Below are 17,986 nucleotides of genomic sequence, written 5' to 3' on the forward strand. Positions count from 1 at the left end.
TTCTGTTGTGCTTTTATGCATTCGCGACCATTATTTTGCCACCCATATTTTTAATTCAGATATAAGGAGATAACATGCTGCTGAATCCGAAAACAGAAAAATTTGATCATCTGGACCCCCGGTCCAGGGAGTTGATGCAAAAAACCATCGCGTATTTCGAGTCCCGGGGAAAGGCCCAGCTCAAGGAAGATGCCCATGAGCGGCGCTGGTATGCGGATTTTTTAAAGTTTCTGGCTGAAAACGAGGTCTTTGCCACTTTGCTGACCCCGCAGGAGCACGTGGTGGACGGGGATGCGGACAAGCGCTGGGACACTTATCGCAACTGCGATTTCAACGAGATACTGGCCTTTTACAACCTGTCGCACTGGTATGCCTGGCAGGTCACCATCCTTGGGCTGGGACCGATTTTCATGGGCAAAAATGATGCAATCAAGAAAAAAACCGCTCAATTGCTCAAAGACGGCGGCATTTTTGCCTTTGGCCTTTCGGAAAAAGAACACGGCGCGGATCTCTATTCATCGGACATGAGCTTAACCCCCCTGGGAGATAACAAATACGTTGCAGACGGGGGCAAGTACTACATCGGAAACGCCAATGAGGCCGCTCTGGTCTCCACGTTTGGCAAGGATTCAGACACGGACGAATACGTCTTTTTTGTGGCTGATCCCGGGCATGAAAACTATGATCTGGTTCAGAACGTGGTCAACTGGGAGGGTTATGTGGCCGAATATCAGTTAAACGGTTATCCGGTCACAGACGATGAAATTCTGTCCTACGGCCGGGAGGCCTGGGATTCGGCACTCAATACGGTCAACGTGGGCAAGTTCAACCTCGGCTGGGGGGCCATCGGCATTGCCACCCATTGTTTTTACGAGGCCATCAACCACGCGGCCAGCCGAAATCTTTACGGCCAATATGTCACGGATTTTCCTCACATCAAGCAGCTTTTTGTGGATGCCTACGCGCGCCTGGCGGCCATGAAGCTGTTTTCCCAGCGGGCCACGGACTACATGCGCTCGGCATCCGCAGAAGACCGCAGGTATCTGCTCTACAATCCCATTACCAAGATGAAGGTGCCCACCCAGGGTGAAGAGGTCATCAACGAGCTGTGGGATGTGATTGCCGCCCGCGGGTTTGAAAAGGATGTTTATTTTGAAATGGCAGCCAAAGACATTCGCTCCCTGCCCAAACTGGAAGGCACCGTGCATGTGAACATGGCCCTGGTCATCAAATTCATGGCCAATTATTTCTTTAATCCGGGCGAGTTTCCGGAAATTCCCAAAAGAGATGATCCGGCAGACGACACTTTTCTGTTCCACCAGGGCCCCACCCGGGGGCTGGGAAAGATCCAGTTCCATGATTTCAACCTGGCCTACAACAGCGTGGACATGCCCAATATCAACATCTTCAAGGAACAGATCGGCGTGTTTCAGCAGTTTCTGGTCAACGCGCCCCCGGATGCACAGCAGGCCAAAAACATTGATTTTCTTTTGGCCGTGGGCGAGATTTTTACCCTGGTGGCCTATGGCCAGCTCATTATTGAAAAATATCAGATTGAAAAATTTGAAGATGATCTGCTGGAACAGATTTTTGATTTCATGGTGCGCGATTTTTCCAGATATGCCCTGCAGCTTTACTCCAAGGCCGATACCACGGAAAACCAGATGCAGTGGTGCACAAAAATGATCCGAAAGCCCGTGGATGACCATGAGCGCTTCCTGCGGTTCTGGGAAAATCATGTTCATGCATTAAAAGACACCTATGAAATGAACCCCTAGTTTCCCCCTGCACCCCGGCCGCAGCCCTGCGGCCGGGGCTTTTTTCTTTCCGGCAATTTGGAAAACCCCTGCCCGGAAAATCCTGTATATCCCGCTTTTTCTGCAGTGTTTCCTTTCTGATTTAACCTTTTGCCTTGCTGCCCGATAAGTAAATTTTAGAGGGCCAAACGCCTCTTTGCTCTGGCCGTGCATTGACGCCATCTGCACGAAAAAAAAGGACAAAAACCCGTGTCAAATATCCTGATCATCGAGCCGGACCCGCTTCGGGCAGAAACTGTGGCCGTCCATATCCATGCCCATCTGGAGGTTTCATCCCGAATCGCAGAAAGCGTAGAATCGGCGCAAAAAAATGCCTCAGACCGCTGCCGGCCGCCGGTTGCCGTCATTCTCAGCCATTGGGCCAGCCCGGAGGATTATGCCCCCCTGGCCGGCATTCCAACCATTGTGGTCACAGATGGGGTGCCGGTTTCAGCAAAACAAATTGCCGCTTTTCCCAATGTGATCGATTATGTGCCGGATACCGGCGGATATCACCTCGATTATATTCTGCAATTGATCAGGCGGGTTTTGTGGGCCGGAAATTTCAAAATTCTTCTTGCAGACCCGGAAAAGGTCAACCGGATTTTGATGCGCCGACTCCTGTCCCAAAAGGGCCACTTTGTTACCGAAGCCCGCAATGAAAAAGAGGTTCGCCGGGACCTGCAGCAGTATCCGGATATCCGGATGCTCATTATTGACGGGCAGATGTGCGCGGATCAAAATTTTTCTTTGATCAGGACCATTCGCAATGATTTTAAAAAAGACCGCCTGTCGGTTCTGACCCTTTGTGAGCGCAACACCGAATATCAGCGGCTCATGCTGCTTCGCCACGGGGCCAGCGACTGTATTGAAAAACCCATTCGCATAGAGGAATTCCAGGTCCGGTTTATGCTCAACCTGGAACTCATGGAAACTTTTATCGAACTGACCCGGTCTGCCAGGGGAGCAAAAAAGTAAAAAGTCAGATTCGCAAGGTCAAAATCATGACCCGGGGCGTTGCAGGGGTGAAACCATTTTTCATTTTCAAATCAAATTGGAGGGTTATAAATGTTTAAGCAAATGAAGCTGGGTACGAAATTGATTGCGGGGTTTTGTATTGTCGCCGTTGTTGCCCTGTTTTTGGGAGGCATTGGGTATTACGGGGCTGTACAAAATGACCGCGCCATGGATGAGGTGGGCGCGGTGCGCCTGCCGAGTATCCAGAGTGTACTGGAAATGAAGGAATCCATGCAGGCCATTATTTTAAATCTGCGCACCCTGCTCAACCCCGATCTTGAAAAGGCGGTGCGCAAGCAGCAGTACGAGCAGATCAATGAACTGCGGGGAAAATACAAGGCCGCTTTTGATATCTACGAACCCCTGCCCCAGACAGCCGAGGAATCCCGCCAGTGGGACCAGTTCATGGAGATCATTCCCAAGTGGGCGGCTGTCAATGACGAAATTTTTGAGCTGCACCAGCAAATCGATTCCCTGGATATTTTAAACCCCGAAAAATTGCTGGTGCAGCTGCAGAAATTCCGGGGCGATCATTATGCCCTGGAGGTCAAGGTGGCCAACATGCTTTTGACCGGGAACACCTTTTCCGGTGGCGATGACGGAACCAAGTGCCCGTGCGGGCAATGGCTGGCCGGGTTTTCCACCCAAAATTCCGAGCTGCAGAGGATTGCAAAGGCCATTGATCGTCCCCACCGGCAATTTCACGCGGCAGTGGGCGATATCCGCCGGGCTGTGAAAAATGAGGACCAGCAGGAGGCCATCCGGATTTTTACAGGTCAAATGCAGGATGCATCAATTGAGATGTTTGATTCTTTTGACGAGTTGATTGCCGAAGCACAGAAGGCGGCGCAGCTACGTACAGAGATCGCTGAAAAAACCATGGGCGAGGGCCTGGAATATATGGAGGCCGGATTCGGCCGCCTGAACAAGGTTATTGCCATTAATGAAGAGATTGCAGAGAAAGAAGTCTCCGGCGCCATTTCCCAGTCGGGAGCCTTGAAAACGCTGAATCTGTTTGCCATGATAGCAGGCGTTATCCTGGCCCTGGGCCTGGGCCTTCTGCTGACCCGATCGATTTCCGCCCCCATCCGAAGAATTGTTGACGGGCTGAGTACCGGGGCAGGGCAGGTGTCATCGGCTTCCAGCCAGGTGGCATCATCGAGCCAGTCTCAGGCCGAAGGTGCAAGCGAGCAGGCTTCGAGCCTGGAGCAGACCTCGTCTTCTCTGGAAGAAATGGCGGCCCAGACAAAGCAAAACGCTGATAACGCTGACCAGGCAGATAATGCCGTTAGGGAAACCGCACAGGTTGTGGACAAGGGCGTGGCATCCATGGAGAAAATGAATGATGCCATCAATGAAATCAAGGAATCGGCCAGCGAAACCTCCAAGATTATCAAAACGATCGATGATATCGCCTTTCAGACAAATCTGCTGGCCTTAAATGCTGCAGTGGAAGCCGCCCGGGCCGGTGAGGCCGGCAAGGGGTTTGCGGTGGTGGCCGAAGAGGTCAGAAATCTTGCCCAGCGCAGCGCAGAGGCCGCTCAGAACACCTCGGAGCTGATTGAAAAATCCCAGAAAAATGCAGATAACGGCGTCAATGTGGCCGATGAAGTGGCCGGTCAACTCAATTCCATCAAGCAAAGCGCGGAAAAAATGGGAAGTCTGATTGGTGAAATTGCCGCAGCCTCCAAAGAGCAGGCCCAGGGGATCGATCAGGTGAATACCGGGGTTTCGGAAATGGATCGGGTGGTGCAGCAAAACGCCGCCGACGCCGAGGAGTCGGCCAGCGCCTCGGAAGAGTTGTCCTCGCAAGCCTCGGAAATGGAAAAAATGGTGGCAGAGCTTGAAGCCATGGTGGGCGCAAGCGGAAAAGCGATTTCAGCTGTCCGGGGCGGCTCCTCATCCAAACAGGTGCAGCCCCAGGAAAAATTCCGGTCTACGACGAGAAAGATTTCCAATGGCGCCGGCAAAAAGCAGGCCGGCGCGCAACGCAGCGATAGCCGGAAAGCCGACCAGGTCATTCCGCTGGATGATGATGAGTTCAAGGATTTCTAAGCTTTTGGATCCCGGGCGGCGGGCAGGTACACCTGAAAGGTGCTGCCCGCACCCGGGCGGCTTTCAACGGCAACACTGCCGCGATGGGCCATGGCAATGCCCAGAACCAGGGAAAGGCCCAGGCCCCGGCCGGTGAAATGGGTGGTAAAAAACGGATCAAAGATCTTTTCCGTGTCGGTTTCGGCAATGCCGCAGCCTGCATCCTTTACCCGGATGCAGGCATATTTTCGGTTTTCGGCCACCCAGTCCACCGGGAAACGATTTTGCTGCAAAATGGCATCAGGTGATACTGTATCGAAGAAAAGTTCTATTGTTGTTGTTGTGTTTTTGTCGGTTGCCTCGCAGGCGTTTTGTAAAAGGGCGGTCACCATTTGCCGGATCTGGCCGGCATCCGCGGAAATCACAGGAGCCGGATGGCGCCATCGGCAGTCCAGCGCCTGGTGGCTGCCCATAAGGGCATTTAGTTCTGCCAGATTGTCCTGACACCAGTTTCCCAGATCCATTGATTCCTTATCGCCCCTGATTTTTCCGGTATAGGTCACCATAAGTCTGGCTATCCCGGCGGCTTTTTCAGCCGAACGCATGGCCGCAGTAAGGGTTTGGGGGGCACTGCCTTCAGCGGCGCAGTCGGTGACGGCCATTTCCAGGTTGCCGAGCACTGCCTGCAGATCATTGTTGAACCTGTGGGCCACGGCCCCGGCCATGCGCACCAGGCTTTCATATTTCCGGAGTTTTTGCATGCGGGCTTCGGTTTCCCGCAGATGTTTCTTTGCCCGCACAAGCCCCACGTGGGTGTTAATACGGGCCATAACCTCGGCTTCCTGGAATGGTTTGGTGATATAATCCACTCCCCCGGCAGCAAATGCCCTGACTTTGTTTTCCAGCTGGTCCAGGGCGGTGATGAAAATCACGGGAATATCCCGGGTCTCATTTCCGGATTTAAGCTGGCGGCATACCTCAAAACCGTCTGTCTCCGGCATCATGATGTCGAGCAGGATCAATACCGGCGGGCTGGCCTTCACAGCGTCAAGGGCCAGGGTTCCGCTGGCTGCGGGTCTGGGGGTATAGCCGTGATTGCGCAGCATGTCGGAAAGAATGCGCAAGTTGTCCAGGTTGTCGTCCACCACTACAATGTCGGACTTTTCAGCATTCATGGGAGTTTGCAAGGCAATAAGAGGTTGGATGAGAGCTGCACCGCAGCAGATGCAGCAGGCTGTCATAGTCAAACGTGTCTGCCAGTTGGGAAAAAACAACGGCGAGTTTTGCGTCATGGTCCCTGACCGTGTTGATAAGTGTCATCAGCCGGTCGATTTCAGCACAGAGGGCCGCTTTTTCCATTTCCTCGACAACATGGGCCGGCACGCATACCAGCCGGGATGCAATTTCGTCTTCATCCATGCTCAGGGCCAATGAATCGGGTTTTTCATGTTTTTGCCCCCACTCGGGCTGGCAGGCCGGGTCAACAAACAGATCCCCCTGGGTAGAAAGCCCGGGAGGACGGCTTTTTTTGCCGGTTTCTGAATCCGGCCGGTCGGCCTGGGCCACCCCGGTCAGGGGGACAGCACACCGGAAACAGGTACCTTTTTCCGGTGTGCTGTTCACCTTGAGAGTTCCATTCATCATGGAAATATAGTTCTGGGTGATGGCCAGGCCAAGGCCGGTTCCCTGGCTTGTGCGGTGCCGGGTTTCGGCCTGGAAAAAGGGTTTGAATATGCATTCCAGGGCTGCTGCGTCGATGCCGCAGCCCGTGTCTGTAACCGAAAAAGCAACCATCCGGGGCCCGGCGGGATCTTCTGTCTCAGGCCCGGGGCAAAGCACTTGAACATCAATATTGCCGGTGCTGGTAAAGTTGATGGCATTCTGGATCAGGTTGATGAGGATCTGGGAGAGTTTGACCCGGTCTGCCCGGATCTGACGGGGAGCCCGGGACGTGCCCTGGACAATCATTGCAAGGCCCTTTGCTCTGGCACGGGGCAGAAACATTTGTTCTATTTCAGCCATGAGCTCGTGCAGATCAAAGATTTGTTCATTGAGCTGTTCTTTGCCGGCCTCGATTTTGGCCATTGCCAGCACTTCATCGATCAGTGCCAGCAGGTGCCTGGCATTACGGTTTATGCTGGCTAACTGTTTTTGCTGTACCACATCTGCCTGAACGCTTTGGGCCGCCAGGCGGGAAAATCCCATGATTGCGTTCAGTGGGGTTTTTAGTTCGTGGGTCATTTTCGCCAGAAACAGGCCCTTGGCCCGGTTGGCCGATTCTGCCTCTTCCTTGGCCCGGTGGAGTTCGGAAATGCGTTTTTGCAGTTCTTCACGGATGGCGGCCAGATCCTCTGAGCTTTGATTGATGGCTCCGGCAATCCGATTGAGCTCGAGATCACCGGTGAGGGGCAGTTTTTCTGGAAAGCCGCCGCTGCCAAGGGTCTGCATTGCTTTGTGCCAGGTCTGAAGGTGAAAATGGAGCCTGGATAAAAATACGGTTAAAATCAGGCACACGGCCACGGAAATCAGCAGGGTGAGCAAGATGATGTTTCTGGCCGTAAGTGTTAACTGCCTGTCAATTTCCCTGTCCACCATTTCAATCAGTTCGGAAAGACGGGATTCAAACTCCGAACCCAGATACAGGGAGGCTTCATCCACCTGGTTTTTGATCCGCAGGATCTTGTAATCTCTGGTGTCAAAATACTGGTAGATCAGTCCGTCCCTGGATGGAAACGGGTTTTGGAAAAGACCGGCCATGTTGTGATTCACCCTGTCCAGGCGTCGGGTTGTGGTTTGCCAGAATGCGTTCATGGAAATGATCATGCCCTTCTGGGATTTCGTTTTCAGAAGGTTTTGCACTTCCGGTGACAAATTCAGCGCCTGTATTTGCCTTATAAGGGATTTGTAAGCTGTTTGCCACCGGGAATGGGCATTGTCCAGGGTTTCGGTGATCAGCAGTTTATCGGTAAGGCGTTTGAGCCTGGCCACTCCATCCATGGTTTTGCCGCAAAGGGTCTCAGCGGTTTTCAATTCATGGACCTTGTACAGAAGCCAGCCTGACAGCGCGGAAACCCCGATGAGACCGGAGATGACCACGAAAATGACAATGAGCAGGCGGGTTTTGAGCTTCATCGGTTATTTCTCATCGATTCGGCGTATCTGCGCCCAGCAGGCTTCAGCCGTGTTGTCCATTTCGGCCAGCACCGCGTCTTTTTCACCCGGATTCAGGATAAGCCGGGTAAAGTTTTCCAGGGCGGCATCCACAATGGGCGCCGGCGTGGCCTCCCAATAGCGGTTGACAATCCGGCAGTCCTGTTTTTCAATGGCAGACAGCAGTTTTTGCCGGACCGGCTGCAGATGGCCGGCCCCAATTTTCCGGTTTGCGGAATAGGATCGGAAGATGTTTGCAAAATGGCGGCTTCCGGCCTCGCTCATCCACCAGTCGGAAAGGGCTTCGGCCTGATTTCGGTGGGGCGAGTTTGCGGCCGTCAGCACCGGCCCGGATTCCAGCATGATGCTTTTTTGAGCCGCAGGATTGTGCGGCGGCAGGATAAAGACGCCGATATCGGCCTTTTTTACTCCCTGCCGGCGCAGTATTGTAGAATAATACCAGGAACCGCACAGCACCATGCCAAAATCCTCATTGCTCCACAGATGGCCGCCGTTGGTAAACAGGTTCAGGGACGGGTCGGTAAAATAGCCTTTCCCGATCATGTCCGTCCAGATCGTCACGGCCTTTTTTACCCGCACATCCGTGTACCTGACCTCGCCATTGCACAACTGCTCGTAGAGCAGGGGGTCTTCACCCATGACCAGGGCTGCAAACCAGATGCAGGCATACCATTTCATCTGCAGTGTGGTGGCAACCGGCGGCACGGAAGCGGCCTTTAATTTACGGCAGGCCGCCATGAATTCCCCCCATGTTTCCGGTTCCTTGATACCCAGTTTTTCAAACAAGGGCTTGTTGTACCATATGGGCCAGTATTCAACGCTGTAGGGGAATCCGTAAACTTTCCCATCAATGGTATAGGCATCCCGGATTTCCCTGGGATATTCATCCGCATACCGGTCCCAGATATGGGTCAGGTCATTGACCAGGCCTTTTTCCACAAGTTCTTTTACCCGCCATGCCGACCACCAGGTAAATAGTGCAGGGGCCCGGGGGGTGGGCAGCCGGGCTTTCATCTGACTCATATAAAGGTCAGTGCTCGGGGATGCCGCCGGGATAAAGCCAGTGCCGATTTCTGACTCCGCCTTTTTGCCATGGCGGGAAAAGCTTTGGTGAAACCATGGCATATTGCCCTTGTCGTGGGCCAGAACAAGCCGGGGGGTGGTCAGTGGCGCATCCTGGTTTTGAGGTGCGGTAAGATGAAAAAAGACAATCAGGAAAGAAAGGACAAGGCAGACAAGGACAATGAGAATTCCTGCGTTTTTGGTGTGCATGAAGATGTCAAAGACTCCTTGCTGGGGTATTCGGGTATGATCTGCCATTTGCGTTCAATTTACGTGCGATTATTCAATATTTACCCTAAGGTTCATACATGGTTCCGGCTTTATTGTCCAATTGAAATTATTCAAATGAAAACCCCGGTGCGCCGTGATGGCCTGCACCGGGGTAATCACGTTTAAACGCAAGGTAGCGTTACAATAACGTTTTTTGTATGCTTACGCAGGCTTACCCGCTTTCTGCAGGGCCTGCTCTGCTGCAAGGGTGATGGGTTCTGCGCTGGGCTCTGAGGAGCAATCCGGATTTCCGGCGCACATGAATGTGGTCAGATCCGCAATGGTTTTGCCGCCTACAATCAGGGCGTTCACCGCATCAATTTCCTTGACCGGCTCCCCGCTGCTGCTGATGATCTGGCCGCCGAGCAGCTTATGGGTCTTTTTGTCAAACACCAGCTTCAGGGTCCACGGTTGAACACCCGGGATCATGGCGTGCTTGCTGCGGGATTCAACAGTGGCGCTCACGGGCTCAAAGCCTTCTTCCCGGGCCTGGGTTTCGCTAAACCCGGTAGCCGCCACATGCTTGTCAAAAATCTTGACCGCACTGTTGCCCAGCAGTCCGGGAAAGGGGATCTCATAGCCGGCCAGTCGCTTGGCAATGAGCCGGCCCTGGATGACCGCCGGTCCCCGGAGCTGGGTTCCCGCGGAGCGCTTGGTTATGAAATGATAGTTGTCAATGCAGTCACCGCCTGCCATGATATCCGGATCTGATGTTTCAAGGAATTCATTGACCCGGATCCCGAACCGGCCCATTTCAATGCCCGCATTTTCGGCCAGTTCAAGGTTGGGGCGGGCGCCAACATTCATAAAGACCATATCCGCGTCCACGCTTTGGCCGTCGTCGAGCTGCACACCAGTGACCTGCCCGTTTTCCCCGAGAATTTTTTCCACCCTGCGGCCCATATGCATTCGAAATCCGTTGTCCACCAGGTGAGTATGGATGGTTTTGCCCATTTCGGGATCCAGCATCAGGGGCAGGGGATGGTCCATGAGTTCAATCACGTCCACCTGATAGTTTTTGCCTTTCATATCCTTGACCAGGGCCGCCACCTCGAGGCTGATAAATCCGGCACCGACAAATACGAGTTTGGACGGGTTGCGGGTTTCCATGTAGTTTCGGATTTTTTCAGCATCGCCAAGGGCCCGCAGGCTAAACACCCCGTTGTTATCAACCCCGTCAATGGGCGGCATAAAAGGACTTGCCCCCATACCCAGTACCAATTTGTCATAGGAAATGGTTTTGCCGTCATCCAGGGTGATCTGCTTTTTCTTTGAATCAATGCTGTTGACCCGGTTGATCCGCATTTCAATGTTGTTGTCGGAAAACATTTTGTCCGGATTGACAATCGCTTCTCCGGGGGCCAGACCGGCCACCACATGGGGAAGCGCTCACCTGACAATAAAGCGTTTTTCCGCCCGGATCACCGTGATGTCAATGTCGGGCATGAGTTTTCTCGACAGCATGGCGGTCGGCCCGCCCACGCCGCCGCAGCCAATGACTACCAAGTGTTCACCTTTTTTCATGATCAGCCTCCTTGTTGGGTTTTCGGGTTTTTATTTCAGATACTCTTTTCAGCAATCAATTAAACAAGCCTGGGTTACACCCATGCAAAATAAAGGCCAAATCCATATGGATCGAAGCCCTGCCTGTTTGATGCAAAGCGTATCTGTCAGGGCAACCCTGTGTGGATTTCATATTTTGCAAAATCATTTCAGACATGTTACATCATTTAAAAAGTTTTGTGTTATATCTCATATTCCGGAATTGATAGCTTGTGGTTTGTATTTGTGTTGCATCATTTCATCAAGGAGGATAACCCAATGGCCCGCTTTATTTTTATTCTCGGCAGAGACGACAATGAAGCCGCTACCCGGTGTTTTCAGTTTGCAAAGGTAGCCCATGATAAAAACCACCAGGTAGACCTGTTTCTGGTCGACGGCGGCGTAAACTGGGCTGATTCCGGCCGGGACCTGAGCGTCCGAACCCAGACCGGCGATTGTCCCAATGATTATTTGCCGTATCTGGTGGAAAAGGAAGTCCCGACAGGGGTTTGAATCCCCTGCGCCAAATCTCGTCAGGTGGACGAGAGCCAGTTTTTTACCAACATGTATCTTGGGGGGGCGCCGGCCATCATTGATATCGCAGCAGAAGCAAGGGTTTTTAATTTTTAAAGGCCACAAAACCGAAAAAAATCCCGGCTTCCCCCTGAAATGCTCTCCGGCGGGGTGCCGGGAAATAAAAACACGCTCCTTCCCCGGCCCCACATTCCCGTTTTGACGCGCACCTTCAATCTTTTTTCTGCTGACAGGCAGTTCGTGTTTTAGGCTTCCAATATGTTGTTCAGGCTTGTAAACCTGTTATTTTTTCGAGCATATGCTTAAAATATATCACAGTCTTGTCTGGATGCAAGCACAAACAATTATCCGGTGATATTGGCGTTATTTGCTTGCCTGCTATTTCGGTTTTTATTAACCGGTTGAAATCATATTTGTTTTTATATAGTTGACACATACCCGGATTCAGGTATAAAGGTGTTGGACCGTAAAATGGATATGAAAATCAATGAAATGGCATTTCGGACATAAGCTGGCCCTGGTCATGACAGGCCTGGTGTTGATTGCCTCTTGTATTCTGGGTTATAGCCTGGTTCACAGGCAATTTGCGCTGCTGGAAAATCAGTTTGCGCAAACCGGAACCATGCTGGCATCACAGCTCAGCGCCGGTTCTGTGGAGGGCGTTTTTACCGAGGATGAGCTCGGGTTGGCCAGTCTGGTCAATTCCTTGAATGAAAATCTTCCGGTGGCTGCCGCCGCCCTTGTCAGCCGGGATCATGAAATTCTTGCCCATGCCGGCAGAGATCTGCCCATGCATCAAAGAGATCTGCCCATGCATCAAATTGAGAGTGCAGAAGCCATCCGAACCGGCGGATCGGTCAGGGGGCGGGGTGATATCGTCTGGTTTCATGCACCTGTTGTGTTTCAGAATGTGGTGGGGGCAACCGCGTGGGTGGGCCTGGATCGTTCGGAACTGGCAGCCGGTAAAAATCGCGTGGTCTATTCCGGGGCTATCGTGGTGGCCCTGCTGGTGCTCACCATCACACTGGCGGCTATCCGTCTCGGCCGGAGTCTGGGAAAGCCGGTAAATGATATGATTCAGGGAGCCGAGGCCATTTCATCGGGTGACTACGGCTTTCGCATGCAGGACCACTATAAGGGCGAATTTGCCGCCCTGGCCGATGCGTTCAACCGCATGGCCGCCGACCTGGAGCAGAAGCTCCGGGTGGAGCGCACCTTTTCCCGCTTTGTCAGCAATCCGGTGGCGGCCCGGTACATGGACAAGGAACCCTCTGATCTTGGGCGGGAAGGCTGCCGGGAGGAGGCCAGCGTCCTGTTTGCCGACCTTTCCGGCTACACGGCTTTCAGTGAATCGCGCAGTCCTGAGGAAATCGCCAGGATATTAAATCTTTATTTTGCCAGGTTTGCAGAGATCTGCCATAGCTGCAACGGCAACGTGGACAAATATATCGGCGACTGCGCCATGATGGTATTCGGCTGTCCACAGCCCGATAAAGATCATCGTTACAACGCTATGACATGTGCATTGCAGATCCAGCAGCGCATTGCAGCATTTAACGAAGAACGCAGAAGGGAAAATCTTCCTTGTCTGGATGTACGGGTGGGCATCAGCAGCGGCATTGTACTGGCGGGATTGTTTGGCTCCCATGATCGGCTTCAGTACACGGTGGTTGGACAGCCTGCCAACCTGGCTGCACGGTTGTGCGATCTGGCGGATGCCGATCAGATACTGATTGACAGGGATTTTTATCAGCACGTTGCCGCCCGGTTCCCGGTCCAGGCGCATACAACCCGTCGCATCCAGGTCAAGGGTTTTAGCAATGGTGTTGAGGTGATGATCGTTAAAGGCTGGATGCACTGGTCTGATGCCGGAGCCGCTTTTCCGGCGAGCGCTTGAAAGGGCGGATTGCAAAAATGATGCGTGGCTTGGTTGTTTTTATTCTTTTTCTGATGGCCTCTGTTAGCTTACATGGGTGCGCGGGTTTTGTAAAACAGCCGGCCTGCACGGGCGATCGGCAGGAATGCATCGGGCAGAGCCTTGACCGGGCGCAGGCATATGCAGAAGACAACCGGCTGGCAAAGGCGATCAGCGAGATTCAAAGGGCCCGTGACCGGTTTCCGGATGCGCCGGTGCTGAGAGAGAAGTTTAAGCAATACGAGTCCTTGCGCCGGCAGATCATTTTTGACAATGAACTGGAATTGCTGCTGGAGCGGGGCCGCTATCTGCTGGCCATCCGCGACAACCGGGAAAATCTGTTTTATGCCCGGCATGACAACTATGAATCGCGCCGCAGGTACCGGGAATTTGAAGAAGCTGTTGAGCAGACCGCCAGCCGGCTTTTTGAAAAGGGGCAGCAGGCCATCAGGGACCGGGAATTCGGGATGGCCGGCCGGGTTCTGGGCCTTTCAAACCGTCTGGTGTCAAGCACCGCCGCCCGGAATCTGCTTGCAGAAATTCATTTTCACCGCCAGGACCTGCGGATTGAATCCAGCCGGCAGGAAGAAACCCGAAACGAGGAAAAGTGGTCCATCATGGCCCGGGATTTCAACCAGGCCATGGAAAACGGCAACCTGCCGGCGGCCCAAAAAATCCTTGCAGAAATGCAGGCGGTCAAGCCAGGGCAGGTCAAGGACCGGCGCCGGCGGCTGGAGAACCGGATTGACAAGGAAGTCGAAACCCTGCTGGAGCGCGGCCGGTTTCTGTATACCCGCGGCGACCTGCAAAAGGCTTTGAAAACCTGGGAGCAGGGCCTGGAACTCAAGCCCGATGACCCCAAACTGCAGCAAAACATTCGCCGGGCCAGAACCTTTCTGGACAATCTCGACCGCTGGAGAAATTGATATTTTGCTGCCCCGGTTTGACATTTCAAGGTTCCGGGGCTACCATTGGCCTGTATTTAAACGAAGTTTTCGTGATTTATAAAGGTTTTTAAAAGGAGGCGTTTGGGATGTCAGACAATGAAATATATGATCTGGTGATCATCGGCGGCGGTCCCGGAGGGCTGTCCGCAGCCATTTATGCCATGCGGGGGGCATTAAAGACGGTGCTGGTTGAAAAAGGCGCTCCCGGCGGGCAGATCAACCTTTCAGACGAAGTGGAAAACTATCCGGGTTTTACCCGCATCAGCGGGGCCGAACTGGCCATGCAGTTTGCCGAGCATGCCGCATCCTACGGCTTAGAGCAGGTCTCAGACGAGGTCACCGCAGTGGAGCCGGGCCTTGATTTTCACACCGTGCGCCTGGCCGGAGGCCGGCAGATCAGTACCCATGCGGTGGTTCTGGCCACCGGCGGCAGTCCCCGCCAGCTCGGGGTGCCCGGGGAAAATACGCTATACGGTAAAGGGGTTTCTTATTGTGCCGTGTGCGACGGATTTTTTTTCAGGGACAAGAACGTGGCCGTGGTCGGCGGCGGTGATTCCGCATGCGAGGAGGGGCTTTATCTGGCCAAGCTGGCAAAACAGGTTTATATCATCCATCGCAGAGATGCCCTGCGCGCCAGCATGATTCTGCAAAAGCGCGTGGAAGATGACTGCAACATGGAAGTGCTCTGGAATTCGGTGGTATCCGAGATTCAGGCAGATGAATCCGGGGTGAACAATCTGCGCTTAAAAGACACCCAGACCGGTGAGCAGCGGGATCTCCCCATCGACGGGGTTTTCATTTTTATCGGGTTTGTGCCCAACAATGAGCTGGTGCCTGCAGGGGTGAAGCTTAATCCCGAGGGGTTTGTGGTCACAGACGAGCAGTGCGCCACCAGCATTGCCGGCATTTATGCCATCGGGGATTTGCGGGAGAAATACGCCCGCCAGATCGTTTTGTCCTGTGCTGACGGGTGCATGGCTGCGCTGGCCGCAGCCCATTATGTTGAAAACCGCAAGGCCAAGGCCAAAGAAGAGGCCTGCGAAATCTAGGCGTCAGGCTGCTGGTTTGTTGACCTGCCTGTTTTTTATCCTGCAACCAAGATGGCCCCGGAAAAAGTCCAATATCTGCGTTACGCGCGATTCCTCAGAATTGTCACGTACGGATAAGTACGCTGCATTCTTTGGAATCGCGCAAGCCTTGATCTTGAACTTTTACGGCGCCATCTAAAAAATTACTTTTTACGAAACCATCAACCAAGGAGCAAGTCACCGTGAAATGGATCAGGGGTCTTGTTGCCGGGGCAGCTGTTTTGTTGCTTGCCGCCGGGGGCGTCTATCTGGGGCTTTTGTATTTCAATGATTACAAAAAGGACGGTGAACTGGAGATTTCCGGGCTCAGTGCGCCGGTTACGGTCAAGCGGGATGAAAAGCAGATGGCCTATGTTTATGCGGAAAACCTTCCGGACGCCCTTAAAGCCCAGGGGTTTGTGACCGCCCAGGACCGGTTGTTTTCCATGCACCTGGCCCGACTGGTGGCCCAGGGCCGGGTCTGTGAGCTGGCCGGGGCGGAGGCCAGGGCGCTGGACATTAAAATGCGCACCATCGGCCTGCATCGAATCGCCAAAAAGCAGGCGCAACTCTTGGATAACAAAACCCGCCGCTTTTTTGAGGCCTATGTGGCCGGCATTAACGCCTTTATTGAAAAAACCCCCAAAGACGTTCACCTGGCTTTCCGGCTGGCCGGCATCGAGCCTGAACCCTGGAACGTCGCCGATTCGCTTTCGATTCTCTATTACATGGCCTGGAGTACATCCGCCAACCTGAGCACGGAAATCACGGCCCTGGGGCTTCTGGAAGCCGTGGGTCCGGACCGGATCCGGCAGGTTCTGCCGGTGAATATCAATCCGGATGATCCGGAGGATGACGGAGATTTCGATTACCAACTGCCCCGGGATCTTCTGATTTACAGGCAAGCCGCCGTTGGCGGCCCGGCCTGCCGCGGTGAAAGACGGCCGCCCATGCGCCTGGATCTGGGCAGCAACAACTGGGCGGTGAGTCCGGTGCTTTCCGGCGGCAGCGGGGCGATTCTGGCCGGAGACCCGCATCTGGATCCCAGGCTGCTGCCGGGTGTCTGGTATCCCCTGGGAATCATTACCCCGGAGATTCGTTCCGTGGGCGTCAACATTCCGGGACTGCCGGGAATGGCCATGGGCCGCACCCAACACGTCAGCCTGGCCATGACCAACAACTACGGTGACATGCAGGATCTTTACGTGGAAACCGTGGATCCGGACAATCCGGATCATTACATGGAAGGCGGGGATTCGGTGCCGTTTGAAAGCATCACTGAAATCCTGCGCATCAAGGACAAGGATGCCCCGGGCAATATGCGCGAAGAAAAAATAGACATTCGCCGCACCCGCAGGGGGCCAGTGGTGTCCGGTGTGTTTTCCGGGCTGGATTCAGATCGCGTCATCACCCTTCGCTGGGCGCCGGCAGAAACCATGTCTTCAGAAATCGGACTGGCTGACGTGATCACTGCACAATCCGACGCGGATCTGCATGATGCCGTTTCCCGGATTCCCATGCTGTGTCTCAACTGGGTGTTTGCCGACAGCCGGGGAAATATCGGATACCGGGCCTCTGGCAAAATTCCGGTTCGCGCAGACAATGACGGCACTTTCCCGCGCAAGGTCACAGACGACAGGGACAATTGGGTCAGTTGGATTTCGCAAAACCAGATGCCCCACAGCAGCAATCCGGAAAGAAACTGGCTGGGCACCTGCAATCACAAAACTGTGGCCGCAGATTATCCCTTTTATTATTCCTCATTTTTCGCCCCCTCCTATAGGTATGAGCGCCTGAAAGAACTTATGGCCGGCCCCGGGCCAAAGGACGCGGATGCCCACTGGCAGTACCAGCGTGATACCTTTAATTCCATGGCTGAAAAGATTGCCCCGGTCATGGCCCGGGCCCTTCTGGCCGGCGATGAGACCCGGAAGATGGGACAAATCCTTGCAGACTGGGATTTTTTTGATGACGCAGACCAGGCAGCCCCTGCAGTGTTTCAGTCCGTGTATATCCGATTTGCAAGGCTTGTGTTTGAAGATGAACTCGGGTCCGAAACCGCTCAAAGAATGCTCAATAACTGGTATTTCTGGCAGGAGCGGCTTCAGCAGATGGTGCTTTCCGGCCGGTCTCCGTGGTTTGACAACAAAAAGACCCCGGAGAAAACCGAAACCATGGCTGAACTTTTCAGGCAGGCGGCCGTGCAGGCCCGTGATGCGCTGCAGGATGCCCTTGGAACAGACATGGATCAATGGCAGTGGGGAAAGATCCATACCCTGGAACTGGTCCATCCGGTCCGGCGTCAGGGGTTGGGCAAGACCCTGCTGGGCACCGGCCCCATGCCCATGCCCGGCTCCGGGGAAACGCTCTGCCGCGGCTGGTATGATTACCAAAATCCCTTTGAGGTGACCCATTGTGCCTCGCTGCGCATGGTTGTTGACATGGCCGATGCGGACAAAGTGACCGCGGTTTTGCCCGGCGGTGTGACCGGAAGACTTTTGAGTCCCCATCAAAAGGACCAGGTGGAAGCCTTTATGGAAGGCCGCAAACTCTACTGGTGGTTTAGCGACAGCGCCATTTCCGAAAACACTCAGCACACCCTGATACTCAGGTAAAAAGGAGCCTGTTTTT

General features: G+C 53.8%; 13 protein-coding genes. 8 read left to right on the top strand and 5 right to left on the bottom strand.

What is annotated here, in order from left to right; all coding sequences use genetic code 11:
* The first annotated feature begins 74 nt into the window (after positions 1 to 74).
* The 3 genes from HNR65_RS04055 (at position 75) to HNR65_RS04065 (ending at position 4,868) form a co-directional block, all read left to right on the top strand.
* A complete protein-coding gene (locus HNR65_RS04055) occupies positions 75 to 1,778 on the top strand; it encodes an acyl-CoA dehydrogenase family protein (protein WP_181550186.1) in 1,704 nt (567 codons plus the stop codon).
* Positions 1,779 to 2,006: 228 nt separating this feature from the next.
* Entirely contained in the window at positions 2,007 to 2,774 is a 768-nt protein-coding gene (locus tag HNR65_RS18195; RefSeq protein ID WP_181550187.1) for a response regulator, read from the top strand.
* 90 nt (positions 2,775 to 2,864) lie between these two features.
* Positions 2,865 to 4,868, top strand: coding sequence for a methyl-accepting chemotaxis protein (locus HNR65_RS04065; protein WP_181550188.1), 2,004 nt, complete (start codon positions 2,865 to 2,867; stop codon positions 4,866 to 4,868).
* On the opposite strand, the gene HNR65_RS04070 is transcribed toward HNR65_RS04065, so the two are convergent.
* The 5 genes from HNR65_RS04070 to HNR65_RS18115 all read right to left on the bottom strand — a co-directional run bounded on the left by HNR65_RS04070 (position 4,865) and on the right by HNR65_RS18115 (position 10,874).
* Entirely contained in the window at positions 4,865 to 6,022 is a 1,158-nt protein-coding gene (locus HNR65_RS04070; RefSeq protein ID WP_181550189.1) for a response regulator, read from the bottom strand. The two genes, HNR65_RS04065 and HNR65_RS04070, sit on opposite strands and share 4 nt — an antisense overlap.
* On the bottom strand, positions 6,012 to 7,979 hold the full coding sequence (locus tag HNR65_RS04075; RefSeq protein WP_181550190.1) for a sensor histidine kinase: 1,968 nt from the start codon (positions 7,977 to 7,979) through the stop codon (positions 6,012 to 6,014). Before HNR65_RS04075 ends, HNR65_RS04070 begins: the two co-directional genes overlap by 11 nt.
* A 3-nt stretch (positions 7,980 to 7,982) precedes the next feature.
* A complete protein-coding gene (locus HNR65_RS04080; RefSeq protein ID WP_181550191.1) occupies positions 7,983 to 9,290 on the bottom strand; it encodes an ABC transporter substrate-binding protein in 1,308 nt (435 codons plus the stop codon).
* Positions 9,291 to 9,512: 222 nt separating this feature from the next.
* Entirely contained in the window at positions 9,513 to 10,727 is a 1,215-nt protein-coding gene (locus tag HNR65_RS04085; RefSeq protein WP_181550192.1) for an FAD-dependent oxidoreductase, read from the bottom strand.
* A gap of 12 nt (positions 10,728 to 10,739) precedes the next feature.
* Positions 10,740 to 10,874 carry a hypothetical protein gene (locus tag HNR65_RS18115; RefSeq protein ID WP_269750848.1) on the bottom strand — a complete coding sequence of 45 codons (135 nt, stop codon included), beginning with the start codon at positions 10,872 to 10,874 and terminating at the stop codon, positions 10,740 to 10,742.
* 297 nt (positions 10,875 to 11,171) lie between these two features.
* Between HNR65_RS18115 and HNR65_RS04090 the strand changes: the two genes are divergently transcribed.
* The 5 genes from HNR65_RS04090 to HNR65_RS04110 all read left to right on the top strand — a co-directional run bounded on the left by HNR65_RS04090 (position 11,172) and on the right by HNR65_RS04110 (position 17,970).
* A complete protein-coding gene (locus HNR65_RS04090; protein ID WP_232364649.1) occupies positions 11,172 to 11,405 on the top strand; it encodes a DsrE family protein in 234 nt (77 codons plus the stop codon).
* A gap of 508 nt (positions 11,406 to 11,913) precedes the next feature.
* Positions 11,914 to 13,323, top strand: a complete 1,410-nt coding sequence (locus tag HNR65_RS04095) for an adenylate/guanylate cyclase domain-containing protein (RefSeq protein WP_181550194.1) — start codon at positions 11,914 to 11,916, stop codon at positions 13,321 to 13,323.
* 17 nt (positions 13,324 to 13,340) lie between these two features.
* Complete coding sequence (locus HNR65_RS04100) at positions 13,341 to 14,267, top strand: tetratricopeptide repeat protein (protein ID WP_181550195.1); 927 nt, start codon at positions 13,341 to 13,343, stop codon at positions 14,265 to 14,267.
* Between the two features lie 107 nt (positions 14,268 to 14,374).
* Positions 14,375 to 15,337, top strand: coding sequence for a thioredoxin-disulfide reductase (trxB, locus tag HNR65_RS04105; protein WP_181550196.1), 963 nt, complete (start codon positions 14,375 to 14,377; stop codon positions 15,335 to 15,337).
* 221 nt (positions 15,338 to 15,558) lie between these two features.
* Positions 15,559 to 17,970, top strand: a complete 2,412-nt coding sequence (locus HNR65_RS04110; RefSeq protein ID WP_181550197.1) for a penicillin acylase family protein — start codon at positions 15,559 to 15,561, stop codon at positions 17,968 to 17,970.
* Positions 17,971 to 17,986 lie beyond the last annotated feature (16 nt).

The organism is Desulfosalsimonas propionicica (genome assembly GCF_013761005.1).
GTDB classification, from domain to species: Bacteria; Desulfobacterota; Desulfobacteria; order Desulfobacterales; family Desulfosalsimonadaceae; genus Desulfosalsimonas; species Desulfosalsimonas propionicica.

Excerpts from the sequence above, each read along its gene's own strand:
- HNR65_RS18115 (WP_269750848.1), bottom strand. The coding sequence starts at position 10,874 with ATGAAAAAAGGTGAACACTTGGTAGTCATTGGCTGCGGCGGCGTGGGC.
- HNR65_RS04065 (WP_181550188.1), top strand. The coding sequence starts at position 2,865 with ATGTTTAAGCAAATGAAGCTGGGTACGAAATTGATTGCGGGGTTTTGT.
- HNR65_RS04055 (WP_181550186.1), top strand. The coding sequence starts at position 75 with ATGCTGCTGAATCCGAAAACAGAAAAATTTGATCATCTGGACCCCCGG.
- HNR65_RS04095 (WP_181550194.1), top strand. The coding sequence starts at position 11,914 with ATGAAATGGCATTTCGGACATAAGCTGGCCCTGGTCATGACAGGCCTG.
- HNR65_RS04090 (WP_232364649.1), top strand. The coding sequence starts at position 11,172 with ATGGCCCGCTTTATTTTTATTCTCGGCAGAGACGACAATGAAGCCGCT.
- HNR65_RS04070 (WP_181550189.1), bottom strand. The coding sequence starts at position 6,022 with ATGAATGCTGAAAAGTCCGACATTGTAGTGGTGGACGACAACCTGGAC.
- HNR65_RS04075 (WP_181550190.1), bottom strand. The coding sequence starts at position 7,979 with ATGAAGCTCAAAACCCGCCTGCTCATTGTCATTTTCGTGGTCATCTCC.
- trxB (WP_181550196.1), top strand. The coding sequence starts at position 14,375 with ATGTCAGACAATGAAATATATGATCTGGTGATCATCGGCGGCGGTCCC.
- HNR65_RS04100 (WP_181550195.1), top strand. The coding sequence starts at position 13,341 with ATGATGCGTGGCTTGGTTGTTTTTATTCTTTTTCTGATGGCCTCTGTT.
- HNR65_RS04080 (WP_181550191.1), bottom strand. The coding sequence starts at position 9,290 with ATGCACACCAAAAACGCAGGAATTCTCATTGTCCTTGTCTGCCTTGTC.